This window comes from Nocardia gamkensis NBRC 108242 (assembly GCF_001612985.1).
Taxonomy (GTDB): Bacteria; Actinomycetota; Actinomycetes; order Mycobacteriales; family Mycobacteriaceae; genus Nocardia; species Nocardia gamkensis.
The window spans coordinates 124,264-146,174 of record NZ_BDBM01000015.1; the positions used below are offsets into that span (position 1 = coordinate 124,264).

Consider the following 21,911-nt stretch of genomic DNA (forward strand, 5'->3'; position numbering starts at 1 on the left):
ATGACGCTGCGTTTGCCGCACTGGCTTCCCCCGGCCGTAGTGATGTGTGTCGCCGGGCACTTCCCGCTGGGCGACGAGGACGCGGAACGACGCGCCGCCGATGCCTGGTCGGACAAGGCCGAATGGTGTCGTGCGCAGGCCGAATATCACGAAGCCAAGGCAAAGCCGCCCGAGGGCTCACACGGCAAAACCGTCGCCGCGATCGCCGACAAGCACCGGCGCACGGCCGATCGCTTCCGGCAGCAGGCCACCGATTGCGACAGCCTCGCCAGGCAGCTCTACGAGAGCGCCAACGCCACCGAGCTGCAGAAGATGGTCATCATCAGCATGGCCGTGATCCTGGCCATCCAGCTGGCTCGGTGCGCCCTGATGTTCGCGGCCGGTGGTCCGATCCAGGCCGCCATAGCACAGATGGCGACCCGAACCGCGGCGCAGCGCGCGTGGATGAGATTCGTGGCATTCCTTTCCGGACGCGGTGCGGAACTGGCCGCGGAACGCGGCTCGATGGTGCTGCTGCGCAACGGAGTCGTGATCGGGGTGGCACTGGGCGGTGGCACCCAAGCCGGCGCCCAGGCGGTTCAGGTTGCCAAGGGCGACCGCGAACAGATGGATTGGAAGTCGGTCGGCGTGGCAACGGCGGCCGGCGCTGTCGGTGGCCTTTTCGGCATGCTGTTCGGACTCTGGGCAGGCCCGAAGGTCGCCACCATCGGCGCGAACGCCAACAGCACCGCGGGACGGGTGGCCCTGCAGCTCGCCGGCACCACCATGGTCGGCGCCGGAGCCGGAGCCGTCGGCGCTCTCGGCGGCACCGCCGTCTCGCTTGCGCTGTCGGACCAGCCGTTCAGCCGCAAGGCCTTCACCGAGGGCCTGATCCCCGGTATGGGTAGCGGATTCATCGGCGCGGCAGCCTTCACGGCACAGGGGATGCGCGGCCGGGCACCACTTCCCGAGACGACTGCCGGCCCCGCTGCCGCACCGGACGTCACCCCGGCCGAAGCGTCGCCTGGTTCGCTCGTCGACGCACTGCGCTCGCATGGCATCGTCACCGCCGACTTCGATCCGAACAACCCCTCCCCCACCCATCAGCAACAACAGATCGACAATCTCGTGGCGCTGCTGCGCCGAACCGGGGCCACCGTGGACGACGCAGCTCGTCCCCCACTCCCCTTGAACAATGCCGACTGGCAGCCCGCGAATCGGTCGAATGCGTTGCCCGACAACCTCAACCCGGTCAAGTCGGTCAAGCCGCCCTCCGACGCCGTTGCCACACCGGCGGAGCCGGTCCCCGCAACCCCCGCGGCCCCCGCAGGGACAACGCCGAAGGCTGACGTAAGCCATCAACCTCCCGACGTGTCGGCGCCGAAAGAGTACAAGCCGCGCCCGGAGCAGCCCTTCTCCGTGCCGAACAACAGCATGGACTGGGAAGCACCCGCAGGCATGCCCGGCGCCCTGATCGACAACATCAATCCCGTCAAGACCGTCACCTTCCCCGCGGCCGCCATCGCGTCCACCGTCAACCCGGTCGGCGTGCCGAGCATCGGGACGGATCAGACGTCGGCGGAGGCACTCGGGACACGGAATGCGTCTGCCGCCCAATCAGATTCCGAGCTCGGCGGCGCCGCAAAGACTCCTGCCGCACAAGCAGATTCCGAGGTCGATGGCACCGCAAAGGCTCCTGCCGACGGGGAACTGCCTCCAGGACCGCACGACTCGGATAACAGCACCGCCGGGAACGCGGGCACCGCACGGCAGACCACCGAACATGATCACCCTGTAGCCGGTCCCGACCCCTCGGTGCGGCCACACCCCATGGATACCGGCGAAGGCAGTGCTCGACCCGCCGATGCCGCGCCCGGCCGCTCGGTGCGGCCACACCCCGCGGATACCGGCGAAGGCAGTGCTCGACCCGCCGATGCCGCGCGCGGGTCGGCTCACGGCGACCAGGGCGGCTCCGAGACCACCTCGCCAGCGCCGCATTCCACTCCGGAGCACGCCGCGGTGCCGGACAACGGCGCCGCCTCGGCCCGACCACACCCAGGCGGCCGGGACACGGCGGGCGAGGGGTCGGCCGGACGAGGCCGCGCCGTCACGGATGCCCGCGGCGCCGATCCGGCGGCCGAGCGAGGCCGCGCCGTCGCGGACGCCCGCAGCGACGATCCGGCGGCCGGGCCGTCGACATCGGTTCGGCAACGAGGTGGCGCGGCGGACGAGGAAGCCGGTCCGCGCCCCGTCACGGCCGACCCGAACGACGCATCGCCGCAACAGAGCCCGACCGTGTCGGCGACCGAGAGTGCGGGGGCACAACGGTTTCCTGACGGCGCCACCGATCCCGAACCGGCCGTGCCCGAGTTGGTACCGGCGGCGGCGCACAAGGAATCGGCCGACGGCCTGTCAACTGACCGCGACCTGTCCCCGAGTATGACGATCACCACCGACCCGCCGCCCGCTCCACCACGCGGTGATTCCGGTCCGCGCTCCCCCGGCGGAGACAGGTTCGTGGACCCGGCCGGACAGCAGCGGCAGACCGTGCAGCCGTCGGGCGGCCCGGCGCGACCGGCCTCAGGTGTCCAGCCCGGCACACCCGCTGCCGGTGGTTCGCCCGCTGCTGCCGGAGGCAATCGACCGCCACGTGTATCAGCCCCGAAGAATGCCGCCGCGGAGCGCCCTCCGGTCGTCGAACCGGTCGAAGGAGCGCGTGGGCAGGCGAATGCACCGGAGCACGCACGCGCGGCCGACGACAGCGCGAATGGGCAACAGGCCAAGGGCGATCCCGATGTAGTCGACGAGACGGGACCATCGCAACCGAAGCCCGGTGAGTCCGATACCAGCGCAGACGATGCCCCCGGCGGTCGTGCGGGCGACGATGGCGCGAGTGAGCAGCAAGCGAAGACGAAATCCGATACCCCCGACGACGCGGAAGCGCCACCACCCGAGTCCGAACACGCGCGCGCACAGAATGATTCGGATGGGCCACATACCGCACGCGATGAAGACCCCGGCGCGGACGGGCGTGCGAGGGCGAGAGCCGAAGTAGAGCAGCGTATTGCGGCCGAGCGGCAGCAGAACGAGCTGGTGCGCGAACACCACCGGCAGCGTGTCGAAGCGGCGGCCGAGCGCGAACGGGCCGCCCATGCCGAGCTGCAGCGGCAGGAGAAGGCCGTACGGGTGGCGGAGGAGCATGAGCGAGCCACCCGCGTCGGCTTCGGCGACAAGATGCGCGATCTGGTCGGGCGGGGCACGGCGGAGGATCGGGTGGCCGTCGAAGCCGCGCGGGCCGCTCAGGAACAGCTCCGGCAGGCTCGGGCGACGTTGGCCGAGTGCCGCGACGCGTACGAGGCGGCGGTGGCCCAGCACGACGCCGCAGCCCAGGCCAGAGCCCGTGACCTGGTCGAAATCTCGGACAACGCGGGCGTTTCGCTGATGAACGACTACGAGGCCGGGGTGCTCACCGATCGCGACGCCGTGTTCGAGGTGGTTGCCCAGGAGCGGGTACGCACGGCCCTGGATGCCGGTCGCGCGATCGGGGAGTTGCGGGAGCCGGGCAGCACGGCCGACGGTACGAGCCCGTTGGCGAACGCGTCATCGGAGTCGCTGGCCGACACAATGGTGCGGGGATCCAGGGAGGAGCGCGTCGCGGCGATGACGGAATGGATTCGCCGTGGCGACGACCGGCATCGGCTGGTGCGTGAGACGCAGGCCGCGGCGTTCCTGCTGCTCGAGCACGGTCCGGTCGATATGAAGACCGGTGAGGGCAAGACCATCGTCATGGTGATGAAGAAGGTGTCCGACGCCATCGATCACGGCACCGCTCATGCGTGGACCAGCAGTGATCTGCTCGCCGGTGAGCTGGCCGGTGAGTTGCAGGCCTTCGTGGTGCGGCCGGAGTCGGATACCGGGATCGATGTGGTCCGGATGGATCAGGACGGTCCGCTGCCGGATCCGGTACCGGGCCGTAGCCGGATCGTGGTGGGCACGAAGGAGGACTACCTGTTCCGCGCGTTGAAGGTGGCGGATTCGATGATGAACGAGCTCGCGGCCGGTGGCATGTCGCACCAGGAGGTGACGGCACTGCGGGAGTTCCTCAACACGAAACCGTCGATCGATCTGATCAAGGAAAGGCTGGATACCGCGGCATCCGACCACGGCCTGGACCTCCGGTACGACCCGTTCCCGGCGGGCAAGCTCACCGTCGACGAATTCGACACCATCTTCGACGGCAATTCCGAATGCGTACTTTCCCCCGGGGCGGCGGAGGAGGCCACACCCGAGGTGGTCGCCCAACTGCAGGGTATCTGGGATCGGCTGACGACCGCGGAGCGCGAACACGGTTTGACGGCAGCGGATTTCAAGCGGCCGGAGAACACCCGGGGACTGTGGGCCGCGGAAACGACCCCGGCGGCGGTCGCCAAGCTGGAGAAGGTGACGGGTGGACCGGTCACCGACTCGGAGCTGAAGCTGTACGCCGATGCCGCCAACGCCCGCTGGGGGCTGGAGAAGGGCACGCACTACATCACCAGGGCGGACGACGGCGAGGGCGCGAAGATCGGCATCCTCGCTCACGAGACCAACGACAAGGCGATGTGGGACAGGACGAAGTCGACCGAGGTGCGCTGGCAGGACGTCGGTCAGTTCGTCGACCTCAAGGAAGGGCTGCCGGTCCGGGCGAATCAGGAACATTCGCTGCGCATGTCGGATCAGCAGTTGATCGGCAGCAAATTGCTGTTCGATCCGTCCGGTCTGTCAGGGACCATGAAGGGCGTCGAGGGCATCACCTACGACCTGTACGGCGTGGGGCCGGTGCCGGAGCTTCCGACCTTCTATACATCGCAACGGGTCGTGGAACCGCCGAAATTCTACGAGAACACGCAAGCGAAACTCACGCAGCTGGCCCGTGACATCGTGCGGGATGCGCATGTGGTCGACGGGGAGCAGACCGGCCGCGCGCAGTGGGTCGTGTGCATGGACAACGGCGAAATCCGGGGCGACCCGGATGCCGGGCGGATCGGACTGATCGACCTGCTCCGCGCAGCGGCGAAGGAAGAACACGGCGAGGGATTCGAGCTGAAGTTCGAGGTGGTCGACGCGGAATTCTACGGCGAGCACGGCGGTAGCAATGCCGCCGCCGAGGCCCTGGTCAGGCAGAAGATCGAGGAATTCGGGGACAAGGGCACCATCTATATCACCAACAAGGACGGAGGCCGCGGCGCCGACCCCACACCGTCGCAGGAGGTGATCGAGCTCGGCGGCGTCGACGTCAAGGTCAGCGGCGGGCCGTCGTACTCCGAGCGGGTGAACGACCAGGTCGATGGTCGTGGCGCCCGTGGCGGATCCGGCGACGACCGGGAGCACGGTGGCACCCCGGGTTCGGCGGTGCACTATGTCTCCCCCGAGGACTTTCTGGGCCGGGTCACCGACCACGGCGTCACGCAGCAGATCGTCCAGTACACGGAAGCCGTCAAGGCCCACCGGGCCGCCCAGGAACAGCACGAAGCCCTCGGCACCGAGGCCACCCGCAGCGAACTCGACAAGACCGAGACGGCGCTGCGGAACTCCGAGTCCGACCTGTGGAAGCATGCCGTCCCGGCGATGAAGGACGCCGTCGAGCAGAATCAGCTTGCCTCCAAGTACGCGAGCGCCAACCAAGCCAACGCCCCACCCACGGACGCACATGGCACCGCGCCCCAGCAACCCCAGCAACCCCCTCCCCGATCCGCGGGGACCGCGGCTCCGCATGCGACCGGTCCACATGCGACCCCGCACGCCCCTGCCGCCACCCACCACGGCACCCCCGTCCCGACCGCCGCCGGCCTCGCCGCCGGGGCAACGTCCAACCTGGCTTCCGGTAACCCACCGGCCGCACCCGACTTGCGTGACGAGCACGGCGACAGCACCCTCCGCCATCTCCTGGAAGTGCTGGACGCACCCGGCGGGCAGGCGGCCGCACCGTTGCTGCCGGTGGCGCAGGCCGTCCGCGACGCGGCATTCGATCAGGTCGAGTCGCAAGGGATCCCCATCGGCGCCGACGCCGCCGACCACGTGCGCGAGACCGCGCGAAATCTGTTGCACACCAGCCTGAATCAACTCGATCCGGCGCAGCGCCAACTCGTCACCGACGCCGGGACGACGCTGCAGCAAGGACACCGGCTCGAAGACGCGCACACCGCAGCCGTCGCCCAGTTGGTCGCGCGGGTGCCGACCGCGCCGCCCGTCCTGGCGGCCGCTGCGGGTACCACCGTCCCGTTCGACCAGCTGTCTACCGGCGACCGCACCGAGACACTGCAGCGGGCGCAGCAGGGCGACCGGTCCGCCGCGCAGGCCTTGGACCGCCATTTCGGCCCCACCACCGCCCAGGCCATGTGTGCCGTACTCAGCGGGGATGCGGAGCACGGCACCCCACCCACGCGGATCCAGCTCCTGGCGCACGCCGTCGCCCGGGCCACGCTCGGCGACGCCGAAGCCGGTGGCTGGCAGGTCCCCCCTGGCGTCGACATCGGCGACTGGCTGCTCGGCCGAGCGCGAGACACGTGGCTCGACAACCTCAATCACCTGAATCCCGCCGTACGCCGACTGGTCAACGAAGCGCTCGATCCCAGATCCCGCGGCGACGATCTCACCGACGCTCAGGTCGCCCTGTTCGGGTGGGTCGCGCAGGAGATCGCAGGAGGGGCGGCCGATTCGACGGCCCGGCAACGGAAACCCTCGGCCGAGAACCGCGACCGCGCGAACTCCGCGAGGACGGCCGAGGCCGATCGAAAAACCAAGCAGGCCATCGCCCGGCAGTTGTTCGAGACGTTCGGCATCGAGGTGCTCGGACTGGACAAGCCGGGGATCCCCGTCGACACGGCTCTGTCGATCAGGAATGCGATAGTCGACGGTTTCGCGGCAGGGCAGGAGATCGAGCTCGACGTCGTACTGGTCGCCCCGATGGCCGGCAATACCGGTGCCTGTATCTGGACTCCCGAAGGCATCGGAAAGGACGCCCCGACCTTCATGGTCCTGAACGAGAACCTCTTCGGTGATCCGGAGAGATTCCGGAACGCCATGCGGAAGGCGGTGCAGGCAGGCCACCTGATGGCCCCGACCGGCGATCCCGCGTACGACGCCGTCAGTCACGAGATGGGCCATCTGCAGGATCGAGCCGCGCGCAAGGGGCTCTACGACGAAAAGCCGATTGCCCATCTACGAGACGGAGCCGTCCAAGGGAAGGACTACCAAGACTCCAAAGAGGCACGAGCATTCGGATTCCTGTACACGCATTACGCCGATTTCAAAAAGGCCGGCATGCTGCCACCGGACCTCGATTTCGACGACTGGCTGGGGCAGCTCGATTCGTACAGCAGCAGCAGGAAGAAGCTGAAGGAGGCGGAGGAATACAACCGAATGCTTGCGGCCGAAGAGTCGCAGGGGACGGAAATGGGCACTTACGAGCCCAAAATGGGTGACCTCGCAGTATTCAATCCGGCAGAAGCACTGGCCGAGGCGAACAATGCGTTCGGCAGGACCGCACCGGCCGATCGCACACATCCCGCCTACGTCCTGCAAGCCCTGCTTCGAGACATTCCGTATTTCCAGGTGTTGCGGGAAGCCGAACAGCGCAATGCCTTGGTGCAGGCGGACTATCGCGGCCCGGTCCCGGCTGCGTCCGAGTCCGGGACGAGCATCGCATCGAAAGGCCCATCCGCCTCCCTGGCGGCGAGATGGCGCGCTATGTCCTCCGCCGCCCGCGCCGACTACGCGGAACAGCAAGTCGCATACTTGAACCCCGACACCGGTTTCGTGCTCGACGAGTTGGCCCGGCTCCAGGCCGAGCACCGCGCCACGGTCGCATCGACCCCGGATCGCACCGCGCAGACGTCCGAACCGCGAGCAGCCCAGGACAATTCCTCACGTGCGGTGCCCGGACGACCTGGCGACAGGTCCGCGTTCCCACCGGAGTTCTGGCAGCAGCTCGATGAGTCCCCCGCGCGGGCGGCCGCCCCGGCCCCGATCCACCTCGGTGATCCCGACGATGCGCAGCCGGACCCGACGCCACCCGTCCCGGACTCGCCCCGCTCGGTCCAGGCGTCGAGGCGTGCTGCTTTCGACAGCTTCCGGCGCCAGATCTTGGCGATCTACGTCGCAGGCCCGTCGATCGAACGGAGCGATGCGGTAGCCCGCGCCCTCGCCGATGCCGACCCCGAGGATCTGCGGCGCGCTCTCCGCGAGGCCGCGCTCGACCCGAACCAGCACCGGGTACTCCGCCAGTTCTGGCCGGGCCAGTCGGACCGGACGGCCGCAGCGGTGCTACCGGCTCCCGGCGAGGACATGGACCCTCTGCTGTGGGCTCCGGTTCACAGATTCGCCTCGGCGGTCGCTCGCGTCCGGGCATCCGGCGAATCTCCCGCAGGGGTGGTTCCGGAATCGGATCGGACCGAATCCGACGCTCCGATCCCCGGCAGAGGCGGGCTGACCCCCCGGGAGCTCGAGGTGCTGCGCCTCAGTGCACGCGGCCTGTCGTACCCCGAAATCGGCTCTCGGATGGGTATCTCGCACAAAACCGTCCAGAGTTACGCCCGGCATGCGTGTGCCAAACTCCGCTGCCCGAGTGTGATTCCCGCGGTCCTCGCGGCAGATCGGGAGGGATGGCTGGACGAACCATCCGGCCCGCACATCGGCGTCGAATTCTCGACGGACGAGGTCGCCATCCTCCAGCTGGCGGCGAACGGCCTGGACAACCGTGATATCGCCGCCGAGCTGGGGATGACGCGGTATCGAGTGCGGACGTTCATGGCCGCGTTGCCCGGCCGTTTGGGTGTCGAGGGCAGGCTGCCCGGTCTGCTGGCGGCACAGCGGCAGGGGGCGTTCCAGCCTGGCGATCCCCAGTCTGCGACAACACAAAAGCACGTCGATCTGTCTCCCCGCGAACGCGAGGCTCTCGACCTGGTCGCGGCCGGTCTCACGGATCAGGCGATAGGTGACCGGCTGGGAGTCACGGCATCGGCGGCGCGGGGCTATCGGATCCAGCTACAGGCCAAGCTGGGCACCTCGGACCACGAGGAACTAGCGGCCCTGGCGCCCAGCCTGGAGTCGTCGGCCGCGACAGCACGGACTGTCGAGCTGACCGAATCCGAGGCGCTGCTCCTGCACCTGGTCACGAAGGGCGTGCCACACGAGACCCTCGCGACAGCGCTCGGCTTGCCGAACAGTGGGTTGGATCCCGCACTGGCACAGCTGGCCGACAAGATCGGCACGCGCGGCACGATTCGGGTGTCGGCGCAGCGGCAGGAACCGACATCGCAACTCGAGACACTCGCCGAGTCGCTGCCGGACGCGAGCGGTGATCCGACAACGGTGTCCTGGGCCACGGTGCGCGCCTTCCGATCTCGGATCGCCACCCACCCCTCCGAATTGACCGGGCGTGAACCCGAGGTGCTGCGACTGGCCGCACAAGGCTTGTCACTCAAAGCGATCGCTCGCACGTTGGGCGGATCACACGCCACCGTGATCAATGAACTCGACAGCATCGCGGTGAAACTCGGAACCCCCGATCGTGCCGTGCTACTCACCGCGGCGCAGCGGGCATGGTCGGCCGACCACCCGGAACCGATCCCGGAACCGTCGGCCGATGTCAGTCTGACACCGCAGGAAACCGAGGTCCTGCGCCTGGTAGCGCGGAAGTTCTCGAACCCGGATATTTCGGCACAGCTGAATATTTCGGTGCCGTTGGTGAAGTACGTCCGGCGCGGCCTACGTGCAAAACTCGGTATCAACGACACCGCCGGGCTGATCGCCTGGGCACTGCACCGCGGTATCGCCGTCGACGATCCCGCGGACGCCCCGGACCCGGAGTTGCAGGCGCGCGTCACGGACGCGCTGCGGCGGGCAACGGAGACGGATACCGACAACGACCGAGACGAGTCGGCACCCGACTCCCAGGAGGCCTCGCCCGTCCCCGCCGACATCGACGGATCCGGCGAAGCGCGATCGGCCCAGTCCGCCGAAGCGGCCTCGGACCCGGCCCGGACCGCGCTGGCCGAGCAGCTAGGGCTGCCACCCGGTGCGGTGACGCGAGGAGCCGTACGTCTGGCCCTCGCCCTCGTCGCGGAACAGACACAGGCCATGCCTACCGCCGTGACCGTCGACGCTCAGGCGCTGAGTCGATGGATCCGGTCCCAGCTCGAACTGCATGCGGATCAGGAAGCGGCCACTCACGAGGGGGCGCTCGCCGAGCTGGAGCGGCGCGACGGTGAAGAATCCGGTCTCCGGGATGCGGCCGATCCTGAGGCCGATCCGCTGGACCAGAGTGGTTTCGACAACCGGCGCCGGGCACTCGACCAAGAGTTGCGGGCACTGCTGGGGTTGCAAGACCTGAGCCCGCCCAATCCGATGACCATAGGCGAGGTACTGGCCGAGCTGTACTGGATTGCGACTCTGACGGACTCGCCGGAGCTGGAACACCTTGTCGCCGCGAGTGAGACCTTCCTGTGTGCCTCTCTCGAACCGCTGGCGGCGGTCCCGCTGGACACGGTCCAGATCCACACGCTGCGCAACCAGCTGGCGCGGCAGGTGGGCGTCGACGACGACGAACTGACCCGCGCGCACGCCGAAACACTGGCCGACGACGAGAACGTCGCGCCACGGACGCGCCGTCTGGCGGAGCGCTACCTCTCCCTGCGCCCGGGCCGAACCGAGGAGAAACCGACACGAGCCGATATCGCCCAGCTCGCGGGTGTGGGCGAGTCGTACGTCAGCAGTGTTTTCAACGGACGGTTCGGCGCGAAGAAGCCGTGGCACGGCGAGACTACGCAACGCGTCCTGGCTGCGGCTCACCAGTTGGGCGTACCGCCGGACCGCGCGGACATCGCGGCCCTCACCGATCCGAACTTCGTGACGCGTCGGGTTCGTCCGGCGCGTTGGGTCGGTGACGAGTTCGTTCCGGCGCGGATCAAGCCGCAGCCATCTCGCGAGAGGTTGACCGAAGCAGCGGGCGCGGCCAAGGCCACGGTCCGTGATGTGGTGAAAGGCTCGGGCACGCACGATGACATGCGGCTGGTGCGCAGTGCGGCCGACGAGATCGGGTTCTGGTATCACCCGGACGGGCCGATGGGGACGGTCGACGCGATCACACTGTCGGAGGGCGAATTCCACGTTCTGCGCCTGATCGCCGACGGCATCGCCGAGGATTCCCTCGCCGCCCTGCTCGGGATGACGCCGGACCAGTCGAACCGGCTGCTCGTCCGACTGGCCGAGCGGGTGGGATTCGAGGCGCCCGTCCGTATGCCCACGGAAGCACAATCGAGCGGTTTGCCCGACGGCGCCATGCCGTCGTCCCCGAAGCAGACCGGTCTGTCACCTCAGCAGGTCCAGACTCTGCGACTGGTGGTGGCGGACTTGCCGTATACCCCCATCACGGGCACGGTCCCCGCGGACACCGTTCGGGCGTTCCGTTCCGCCCTCGCGGAGCGGCACCCCACCGCACTCACCGGCAGGGAAAGGGAAGTACTCGCGCTACTCGCCGATGGCCTGACTTCCGGACAGATCGCGGCCGGGCTGGGATTGTCCCGCAACACGGTGAACGGGTACATCGCGCGCGCGGAAATCAAGCTGCATACCGACGGCCTGCGTCCCACCGTGCAGGCGGCACGACAGCACGGATTCGTCGGAGACGCCGATACCGGTAGCAAGCAGGCGATTGCGGCGCAACTGTTCACAATCTTCGGCATCGAGGTACTGGGGCTGGACAAGCCCGGAATCTCGGTCGAGACGGCGCTGTCGGTCCGGAACGCGGTGGTCGACGCGTTTGCCGAGGATCCCACTATTCGGCCCGCGGCGATCGTCGTCACGTCCATGTCGGACCGAGCCATCGCCGCCGCGGATTGGATGCTCGGCGAGCAGGAGTTCGTCCTGTTCCTCAATGAATACTATTTCACCGACGCGGAATACTTCACCGCTGCGATGGAGGCGAGTTTCCGGCGCGGCACGAAGACAGCGCCGACCGGTGACCCGGTATACGACCGTCTCCGGCACGAGCTGGCGCACCTGCGCGACCCAGCCGAATTGCTGTCGCAGCACGCTCCACCGCTCAGCGCGCCTCGTTACGCCCGGCTTGCGGAGTTGCGAGCCGCAGGCGAACTTCCCCCGGACGCCCGCTTCGATCGGCGGCAAGACTACCGAGACCTGCTTGCTCCCAGGGTGTTCGGCTATCTCCGTGACTACTTCGTAGGATTGCGCGCCAAGGGCGACCTGCCTTCGGATGCGAGGTTCGATGAATGGCTGAAACTACTCAATAGTGACAGCCGCGAGAAAAAGCAGGAACCCGCGGAGAAACCGGGAGAGCCCAGGGTCGCATTTCACCCCGAGGACGAAGTCGACCCGGATTGGGATTGGTGGGGCGCGGAGGCCGTACTCGATCCGGCGGAGGCGCTGGCCGAGGCGAACAATTCGTTCGGCCGCAGCGCGCCCGCGGATCCCACGCATCCGGTGTACGCCCTGCGGGGATTGCTGAACGGCCTCACCGTGACGCAGGCGCTGGAAGCCGATGGGCCCGCGGATGCCACGTCCCGGCCGTACCAGCGTGGTTCTGTCCCGGCCCCTTCCGGATTCGTCGCAAGCATCGCGCCGAACGGTCTGGTCGCCACGCTGGCACAGAAGTGGCGCGGGATGAGCGACGAAGCCCGAGCGACCTACCGGGAGCAGCTCGAGGCGGAGCTGAGATACGTCGCCGCAGACGGCTCGGCACACTTCGTTCTCGACGGGTTGACCGCACTGGTCGACCAGCAGCAGGCCAGAATGCCACGCGCCGAGAGCAATAACGAAGACGACCCTCCGTACCTCCCCGACGGCAACCGTGGAACCGCGAGATACTCCAAGGTCGATCCTTCGCACGACCGTGAGACGACATCCGGCACCCGGAGCGATGCTGTCGCGATCGACCTCGGCGACTCCGCCGCACCCGACTCGGAATCGGTGGAAGAGGTCGCCACGGCCCTGCGGAACAGCCTGCCCGGCGCGGTCAAGCAGGTCCTCGACCAGATCGATGTCGAGCTGCGCTCCATGACCGATGCCGAGCGCCGCGACGCCGCCACCCGGGCCGACCTCACCCGTCTTCCCGGCTGGGTGGTCGACCGCCTCGCCCATGAAGCCAAGGCTCAGGAGCTCGCCCGCGACGCGACCACCCCCGAGCAGCGCGCCGAATGGCAAAACCGGGCAGAACGATTCGACCACGAACTCGCTCACATCCTCGGCTTGCCCCAGCCGGGAACCGGATGGACCGACCGCATCAGCAGTGACCCGCTGCACCACCTCCGCGCACTCACGCGCCGCCCGGACGCCCCCGCCGAACTCCGTCACCTCGTCGACACCGCCACCCGACGCCTGAATCTCGAGGATGTCGCCGCGGCCGTCGAACCGCTGCACCGGGCGCTGGCCGACTGGCCCATCGCCGAACACACCGACCGGGCCGCCGCCATCGCCTGGGAACTCGCGTCGCAAGCCCGCGCCGACGGCGGCGGGACACCCGAAATCTCCGCTGCCATCCACGGACAACCAGGCCAACGCTGGATCGAGATCCACGTCAGCGACGACAGCCGCACCCTGCCGGCGCGCGAGAGCGGCGACCGCCCCGGGTGGCGCGCCGTCGATCTCCTCGACACGCACACGGAAACCTGGGGGTGGGTGCTCCCCCGCAACAGCGGAAGACAAATCTGGTTCAAGCTTTTCGAAACCGCCGACACCGGCGACCCCTCGCAACCACCCCACGAACTCATCCTCGACCTGCCCATACCGCAGGACTCCTTGCAACAGGGCCCGGGCCTCGCGCGGCGAGCAGTACGACAGCGCTTGCGGCAGGCCGGCCACCCTGATCCCTACGACCTGACCGTCCTCGTATCCGACCTCGTCCAAAACGTCTACCGCTACGCCGACCAAGGCGACGCCCGGGTACGAATCCGGCTCGACGGAAACACAATTCGCATCGGGATCACCGACACCAGCCGTGGCCTACCCGCACGACAAGAGGCAACCACCCAGGGCACCGTCAGCGCCGCCGCCTTCACCGATGACCAAGCCGCCGAATGGGCCGAAACCGGGATCGTCGCCGATACCCACGGTTTCTTCCTCGGCATGCTCGAAGCAATGGCCTCGGCCTGGGGCGTGACCCTGGAACGCGCCGGTGGCAAAACCATCTGGTTCGAAGTGCCGATGCCGCCACCTGTGGCACCCGACACCACCACCGATCAACCACCGAACACACCCGCATCCCATTCGGACACCCCCGAATCGATCGGGATCGACCTCAGCGCCGGCGACCTGACCGGACTCGGCCTGGCCCCTTCGACCACCAGCTCGGACCCCGATCCCACCGACGCGAACGATGGGACGCGGAACCGGTCGACTCCACTCACGGACACCGACGGCCGGCGCCCACCCACGCCCGGCAACCGAATCGACCCTGTCGCACTCGCCCTCGACCCGGACGAACCGGAAACGCCCGAGTCGACGGCTTCTACCCACCGAGCACCGACCGACCCGAACGAACACGACCCCGCCCCGCTGCCCACAACCCGGGAACTGGTCACGGATCCGGGAAAACTGAAGACGTTGCGGCAGGAAGTCGACGCACTGCGGCGGCAACTGCTCGAGCTCAGCAACGGGCGCGCGGATCTGTCGAGCGCAGCAGCGGTGGACAGGTTGCTCGGGGCGCTGCTGCAACTGGAGCGAGAAGACAAGCTGAACCCCCGCCAGGCTCGCGCACTCCCGCTGGTCGAGGAGTATCGCGAGAAGTCCGGTCTCCTCGACGACGCCGAACGAGTCCGCGGCCAACACCGGGAACACAAAGCCAATGCGGCTCGCCGGACGGATCGGCCGGAAGGCGCCAGGCCATCCACCTCCCACGGACCCGACCCCGTCGCTATCGACCTCGACCCCGACGAAAACGTACCCGCGGACCGGCAGCCCGACAACGCGGAATCCCGTGACACCGAACAGCTGCGGACGCTGCGTGCCGCAGTCGCCGCGAGACTAGCAGGCACGGCGGAGACTTCGAACGATCCCGTGCTGAATCGCGTACCCGCTCTGATCGATGAACTGATGGCCGCGCGGCACCGGCCGGATGCGCAGGTCCCGGCGGACCGGCTGCGGTTGCTGGAGCAGTTCGCACACCAGTTGTCGGCATGGTTGGCCGGCGCGGACGAAGCCGCCGAGGCGAGCGCCGCCTACGAGCAGGGGCTGCGGGAAGGGACGCCGGCGGTCCTGCGGGCCCGGCAGGACGCCGCGGAGATCCGGCTCGGATCGGCTCTCGCCGCCGTCGCGGAGGTCTGGGCACAGACCCGCCCCCGAACAGACACGCCGATCATGACCCGGCCCCCGGACCACCTCCGGCCAGGAGAGACCGAACGGCTACGCGACGTGGCCGAAACGATCTTCGTGGAGATGGTGGCCGCGGGGGCAGCGGTCGATGCGGTGAGCGCCACCGACCGCCGACAGCTCGACCTGTCCACGCAGCGCTATGACGCGCTGCGAGATATGTCGCAGTGGCTGGAGGAACTGCTGTCCTTCGCGGAGCAATGGGATACGACACGGATAGGCCGGGAGCGCCTCTCGTTCCTTATCGACCACTTCCGCGCTGTCTCAGAGCTGTTGGCGGCGACCGAGATTCGCGACGCTACGGCCACTGCCCTGGCCGGTGCGACCGATCGAGAACGACGACGCGCGCAAGCCGCCGAGAAGTACGGCGTGGCCGACCGCGCGGTGCGCAATATCGCGGCGATGCTGGGCGAACCGCAGCATCGCGCGACGGCCACTCCCCCGGCGGCGCAACCCGGCGCACCCGTCGTCTGGCCCGGTGCGGATGGACAACCCGACTTCATCGCACAGCCCCAGCCCCGGCAACACGATCTCACCGAGCTCGGTTCCGGCGAGTCGGCGGCGCCCGATCGAACCGCCGAGGACCGCGCCGCGCAGCCCGGATCGGAACACCCACGGGGACGCGACGTCGATGAACCCCGCGGCTCCGATGAAACCGCACCGCGGCGCTATGTCGAACAGAACCTGACGGTGGACGATCTGGGTTCGGTTGCGGCAGCGAGCGATCGGGGCCGGCACGCGCACAATGAGGACGCCTTCGCCCTGATCCGAGTCGGTGTCGGTGGCGAAGAGGCCACCGCACTGATCGTGAACGACGGTCTCTCCCGGCCGAAGGGCGGTCATCGCGCCTCCGCGGCCGCCAGGGCAGCCGCCCACGATTTCGTGGTGGCGGCGCTGCGGCGGGCCGACCGCGACGGCCGGATCGATCCGGTGGCCGTAGTCGAGGGTGCCGTGGCCGCCGCCCAGGAGGCGGTACTCGCCTTGCCCCCGGAGTCTCCCGCGGACAACCCGCCCGCCACGACGATCGTGGTCGCGCTGATGGAGTCGGGACGGCTCACCGTCGACTGGGTGGGCGACAGCCGCGCGTACTGGATTCCGCTGGACGGCGGCCCGCCGATACAGCTGACCAGGGACGACTCGAAGGTCCAGGATGTGCTGGACGTCTTCGAGGACACCACTCGTGAAGAAGCCGAACATTCGCCGATCGGCGGCCCGGGTCTCACCCACAACCTGGGCCGGTCTCTGGACGGGCTGAAACCGCGCGAGAAGACCCGAGACATACGCGGCGACGGCGTCGTCCTGGCGCTGACGGACGGTGTGTGGGAACCGATCAGCCCCGACGACCCCGAACCCGTCGCGGCCATCGTCCGGCGGTCGCTCGCCGAGGCCCCGGGTGACCTCGGTGCCGTCACCCGCGCACTGGTACGGGCAGGCATCGAAGCGGGCACGGCCGACGACGTGACCGCCGCAGCGGGATTCCTGTCGGCCGCGAACATCGACACCCCCGCGGATACGGCGGCGGACCACGACGGGCCCGGGACACCGGCCGATCGCGGCGCCGACCCCGTCGCGATCGACCTCGATCCGGACGAAGCCGATCCGATGCCGGTCGGGTCACGACAACCCGAAACCACACCGCCGCGGAACTCGCTGGATCGAACCGCGGCGCATCCGGACCCACAGCACGGCACGACCAAAGAGGCGAACACCGCCGGCAGAGTCGGCACCCCGTGGGACAGCGCACTGCGGCTGCGGCAGGTCCTCGAGCAGCACGTAGCGAGCGGACGACCGGAGCTCGCGACCGCCCTGCTCCGGCAACGGTTCGCTCTCGAGATACCGCGCCTCGCAGATAATTTCGGCCAGCAGGCAGCGCACCACGTCGCCGACGAGGTATGCGCGACCGCGATCGCACGCCTCGGGCAGCTCGGTAAGCGAAATATCGAGTCGTGGTTGAATAGCATTGCGCGAGAAGTTATCTGGAACCATCGCCGTATCGCGGGCCCCTGGCACAGCATTCGGGAGTTCGTTTCCGAATGCGCGCAACTAGAGCAAACCGATCCACTGGTCCGGCTGCTCGCCGAAGCCCGAACCACGGATGTGCGGCGTATCCTGGAGGGGTTGCCGAGCCACCGGCGTGACCGTTTGATCCGCGCCTTCTGGCCCACGGGTCCGGGCACAGCACCTACCGCGCCCGACGGCACCGAATCCGATCGTGATGCGCTCTGGGTCGCAGCGCGCCAATTGGCCACCGCGGTGGCGGCCGCCGCGAACTTCCCTGCCCAGCTACCGGTTCGGGCCGCAACCAGCGCGCCTCGAATCGACCGACCCAGAAACCCCACCGCCACGACGTCCTCGCCTTGGCTCACCAGCAGGGAACTCGAGGTGCTCAACCTGATCTACCACGGTTTGACCTATGCGGAGATCGGGCGCCGGCTGGATGTCGACACGAAGGCGGTCAGGAACTACCAGAGGGGTGCGGCCAAGAAGTTCGGCACCGCCGGCCCCATCCGGACAGTCCTGGCGGCCAAGCGGCAGGGATTCATCCACGACAGGGACCGACCACCGGCCGGTAGCGTCCGACTGTCCCGCGAGCAACGACAACTCCTCCAGTTGATGGCCGACGGCCTCACGGATCAGGCCATCGCCGAGGTGCTGGGTGTGGCCACGCTCACCGTCAAACGCCGCCGAGCCCGGATCGGCGCTGTACTCGGCGAGACGAAGCGAACTCCGATACTGATGAAAGCCGTGCGGCTGGGAGCCTTCGACGAACCTGCGAGCGAAGGGACCACGCCGAGCGCACCCCGCAGACCGGACACCGTCGCCATCGATCTCGGCGATCCCGACGAACCTGACACACCGGCAGAACAATCAGCGCAGGGCACCGCGACGCCCGGCGCCACCCCGTGGGCTCGACCCGCGCAGAGCGAGACACCGCCGGGAACCGCGGCGCTCGATATGAGCGTTTCACGGCCCGGTTCTCTGCTGCATCGAGTCCAGGAGGCGGAGCTGGCCCGGTACCTCTACGGTCGGCCGGAGGTCAAGACCGCGGCGGTGGCGGTGCTGGACCGGCTGGAGACGGTGATCAAGGGCCTGTTCCAGGACGTGCTCGAGGATCTGCCCGCGACGGAGCGGGACGAGCGGATCCGAGCGGTTTTCGACGCGTCCGCGAGGCCGCGGTGGGGCGGCATGGTGCTGCCGTCGGTGCCGATGGACGAGCTGAAGCGCGACGGAAACCTGCGCGAACTGTTGTCGGCCATGCTCAACGCCATGATTCGCAACGCCGAGCTGGGCGCAGCAGGCGCGGGTCTGACGTTGGACCAGGGCATCGCCCGGTACATGAATCAGACGCAGGAGTGGCGACGGAGCAAAGCGCGCGAACTGGGGCTGGACTTCGACGCGCTGGAGGCGGTTCGCGCGGCCGTTCTCGACGACAAGCAGCCCGGAGAACCGGTCACCTGGAAAGACCTCAACCCGGTCGAGTACGTGCGCAGGCACGACGACGTGGCCGATCGGGCCTACGCGGAGTACGAGCGGCGAAATGCGGCATTCCCCGCACGAAATTCGGACGCGCCGCATCTCCTTCCCACTTCCCGGGATGCCGCCGCGCTGGGTATGCCGCTGTCGCTGCGCGAATTCGCCGCACTGCCGGAGCGGAGAGTGCTGCGCATCGGCAAACTCGACCTCGGGGGCAGCGTGGCAATTCCCCGTCTCGACGACGGGCGTGTCGATACCGCCCGATTGGAAGCCCAGCTGCGAGAACACGACGACTCTGTCGCCTATGTCGCGCCCACCTACTTGCTCGACCCGCGCGGACATCGAATCGTCGACGACGAGGGTTGCCGCATCGCATCGATCAGCGTCTACCACCATGAGGGCACTGTCGGTCCCGAGGAAGCCTTCGCCCTCGACCACTCCGAACGGGTCGTTCAGCTCCCGTGGCGACCGGGTTACGTCTACGTCGACCCCGATACCGGCAACGACGACATCCGCAGGCTGGCCGAACGGGAAATTCCCTCGAACGCAGGCATTTCCGGTACCGCCACCCGGATGCTCGCCCGCTTCGACTGGCTGCGCCCGCCCGGCGTCTCCCGGCACGATTTCATTGCGGCGTTGATCGCCTTCATGCTTCCCCACCAGCACACGGTGTACGAGATCGTGCGAGGCTTCGAGATGGCGGGCGAGCGGATGGGCGACGACTCGGAGTCGATGTACCGCACGCTCATCGAACAGTTCGGCCCCGGGCGGCTGCCCGACCGCCCGCCGCATGCCGAGCGGAGTGATACCGAACGGCAGCCGGCCCGGACACCGTGGCAGCCATCCGAATCCCCATCCACTGCTGGGCCCGATCCGGCCGCACTCGAGCCTCGAACAGACGGCTGGACACCCTGGAAGGACAGAGCGTCCCTCGCCGAGGCCGCGCGGAACGCGGGCAGCACTCGGGAAGAGGTCGTGCCACACGCTCCCAGCGCGCGCACCGATTCGTTCGACGAGTGGATCCAGGAGCTTCGGAACCTGGGAATCGACACCGAACAGATGACGTCGGATCTGACGGAAATCTGGGACCACCTGCGCCTCGACCCGAAAGTCCACGCGACGTTCGTGAATAAGATTCAGGAACTCATGGACGAGTCCCCGGATGCGTCGAGGCCCAATTTTCTCCGCTACGGCCCGCCGGACCTGACCGGACGGGAACTCGTGTCCGCCATCGCGAACGAGGTGCGAGGACTCATCGAGACATCGGCGATGGGACACATCCTCGAGCAAGAAATACCTCATAACGTACGCATCGCCTACCAGAATGTGGCCGGGACGCTCGAACTCGCCCGACTCGGGTCGACCCGACAAGAGTTCCGTGTGCTCACGCGACTTGTGGAAGGCAAGGACTACAAAGAAGTCGCGACGGAACTCGAAGTAACGCCGTGGGCGGTGCAGAAGTACGTCAAATCGATCTACGCCAAATTCGGCATCGAGGGGCGCGACGAGCTGGAAGCAGCCATCCGCGCCCGCCACGCCGACAGCACCGCCGCGGCCGCCTCGCGCAATCCCGCGGCGCCGACCGAGACCACCGATCGGACACCGCAAGCCGACACATCAGCGCGCCGCCCTGGGGGCATCGACCCGGTCGCGATCCACCTCGGCGATGACACCGAGTCCGAGCATCCCGCACCCGTGCAGCCGAACACGCACGAGGCCCGGGACGACGCGAACATCCCCGAGCGATGGCGCCGGGAACGTGCCTGGGATCAGGAGCGGATCGCCGCGGTTCGCGCGGGCGACCCCGGCGCTTACGACGAGCTGTACGAGCGGTACTACGGATGGGGTTTCGGCACCGCCATGGAGATTGTCGGCGACCGGTCCGACGCCGAGGACATCGTGGCCGACTGCTTCGCCGACCTGCTCGTGCTGATCCGCCGAGGTGACGGTCCAGACTTCAGTTTCGGCGCCTACCTGCGTACGGCCGTTCGTCACCGGGCGTTTGCCGCCAGGGCTCGCGCCGGCCGGCAGGTCCCCACCGACGATATGGCCGAACTCGATCGAATCCAGCTGGGCGGCGATCGAGCACCGGACATCTCCGAGGAGACCCCCATCGGTCTGGCGTTCGAATCGATGCCCGAAGAATTTCGCACGGTGCTCTGGCTCACCGCGGTCGAAGGCTATTCCGCGGAGGAGGTAGCTGACCACTTGGGGTCTTCGCGGGGGGAAGTGAAGGAGCTGATCGCTCGCGCACGTGCCGAACTGGGCCGGAGGTTCGCGGCGGAAATGCCGCAGCACGGCCCGCTGGTCAGGGCATTGGCCGCGCTCGCGGGCGACCACGAAGGCCTCACCTCGGTGCTCGCCGAGGGCGGCGAAGCGCTGGCGATGGATGACGAACGCCTGGCCACGGATGTGGCCGTGATTCGAACAGCCCAGCATGAGCGGCCCGAAGTGCTCGGCAGCGTAGTTCGACGCCTTCGCCCCGGACCGCGCGAATACTTCGTCCGCTGGTTCATGGGACAGACGGTGGCCGACATCGCGGCCGCCACGGGGCGCAAGAAGGACCTCATCCACAAGCGGCTGCACAACGCGGTTCGCCTCGTGTCGATGGCGTTGTCCCATGCCGACTCTCCCGCTCTGCGGCGCTCGGAACCGCATCCCAGCGGACTCACCGATGAGGAAATGCTGCTGCTGGTCGAGGCGGTCTGGGCGCACGACCGAGATCTGCTGGAACCGGCCACGGCGCTGGTAACCGACGCCGAGCAGGCAGTTTTCGAGCCATATTTCCGGCAGGGTCGGATAACGCCCGAGATCGCCACGGCGCTCGGCTGGAGGCCGAAGCGAGTTCGCCGCATGCTGCACCGCATCGCACGGCACATGACCTCGACGCTCTCGCCGGAGGTCGTGGAGCGGTATCTGAGTGGCGGACCGCTCCGGCGGGCCACCCAGGCCGATGTCGCCCGGGAAACGGGAGTCAACACGATAACCGTGAAACGAATTCTCGCTGGGCATCCGGGGGCCGGACCGGAGACGATCGAGCGAATCCGGGCGGCCGCACACCGCCTCGGTGTGCGACGTGGACGGATCGGGATTGT

At 68.2% G+C, this 21,911-nt stretch carries 1 protein-coding gene (running past one end of the window); it reads left to right on the top strand.

All coding sequences use genetic code 11. The features are described from left to right. A protein-coding gene (locus tag NG1_RS14920) for a sigma-70 family RNA polymerase sigma factor (RefSeq protein ID WP_062971178.1) crosses the window boundary here: on the top strand, positions 1 to 21,911 show its 5' portion. 8,218 nt of this gene lie beyond the right edge of the window; 21,911 of the gene's 30,129 nt are visible here — the first part of the coding sequence; its start codon is at positions 1 to 3; the stop codon falls past the right edge of the window.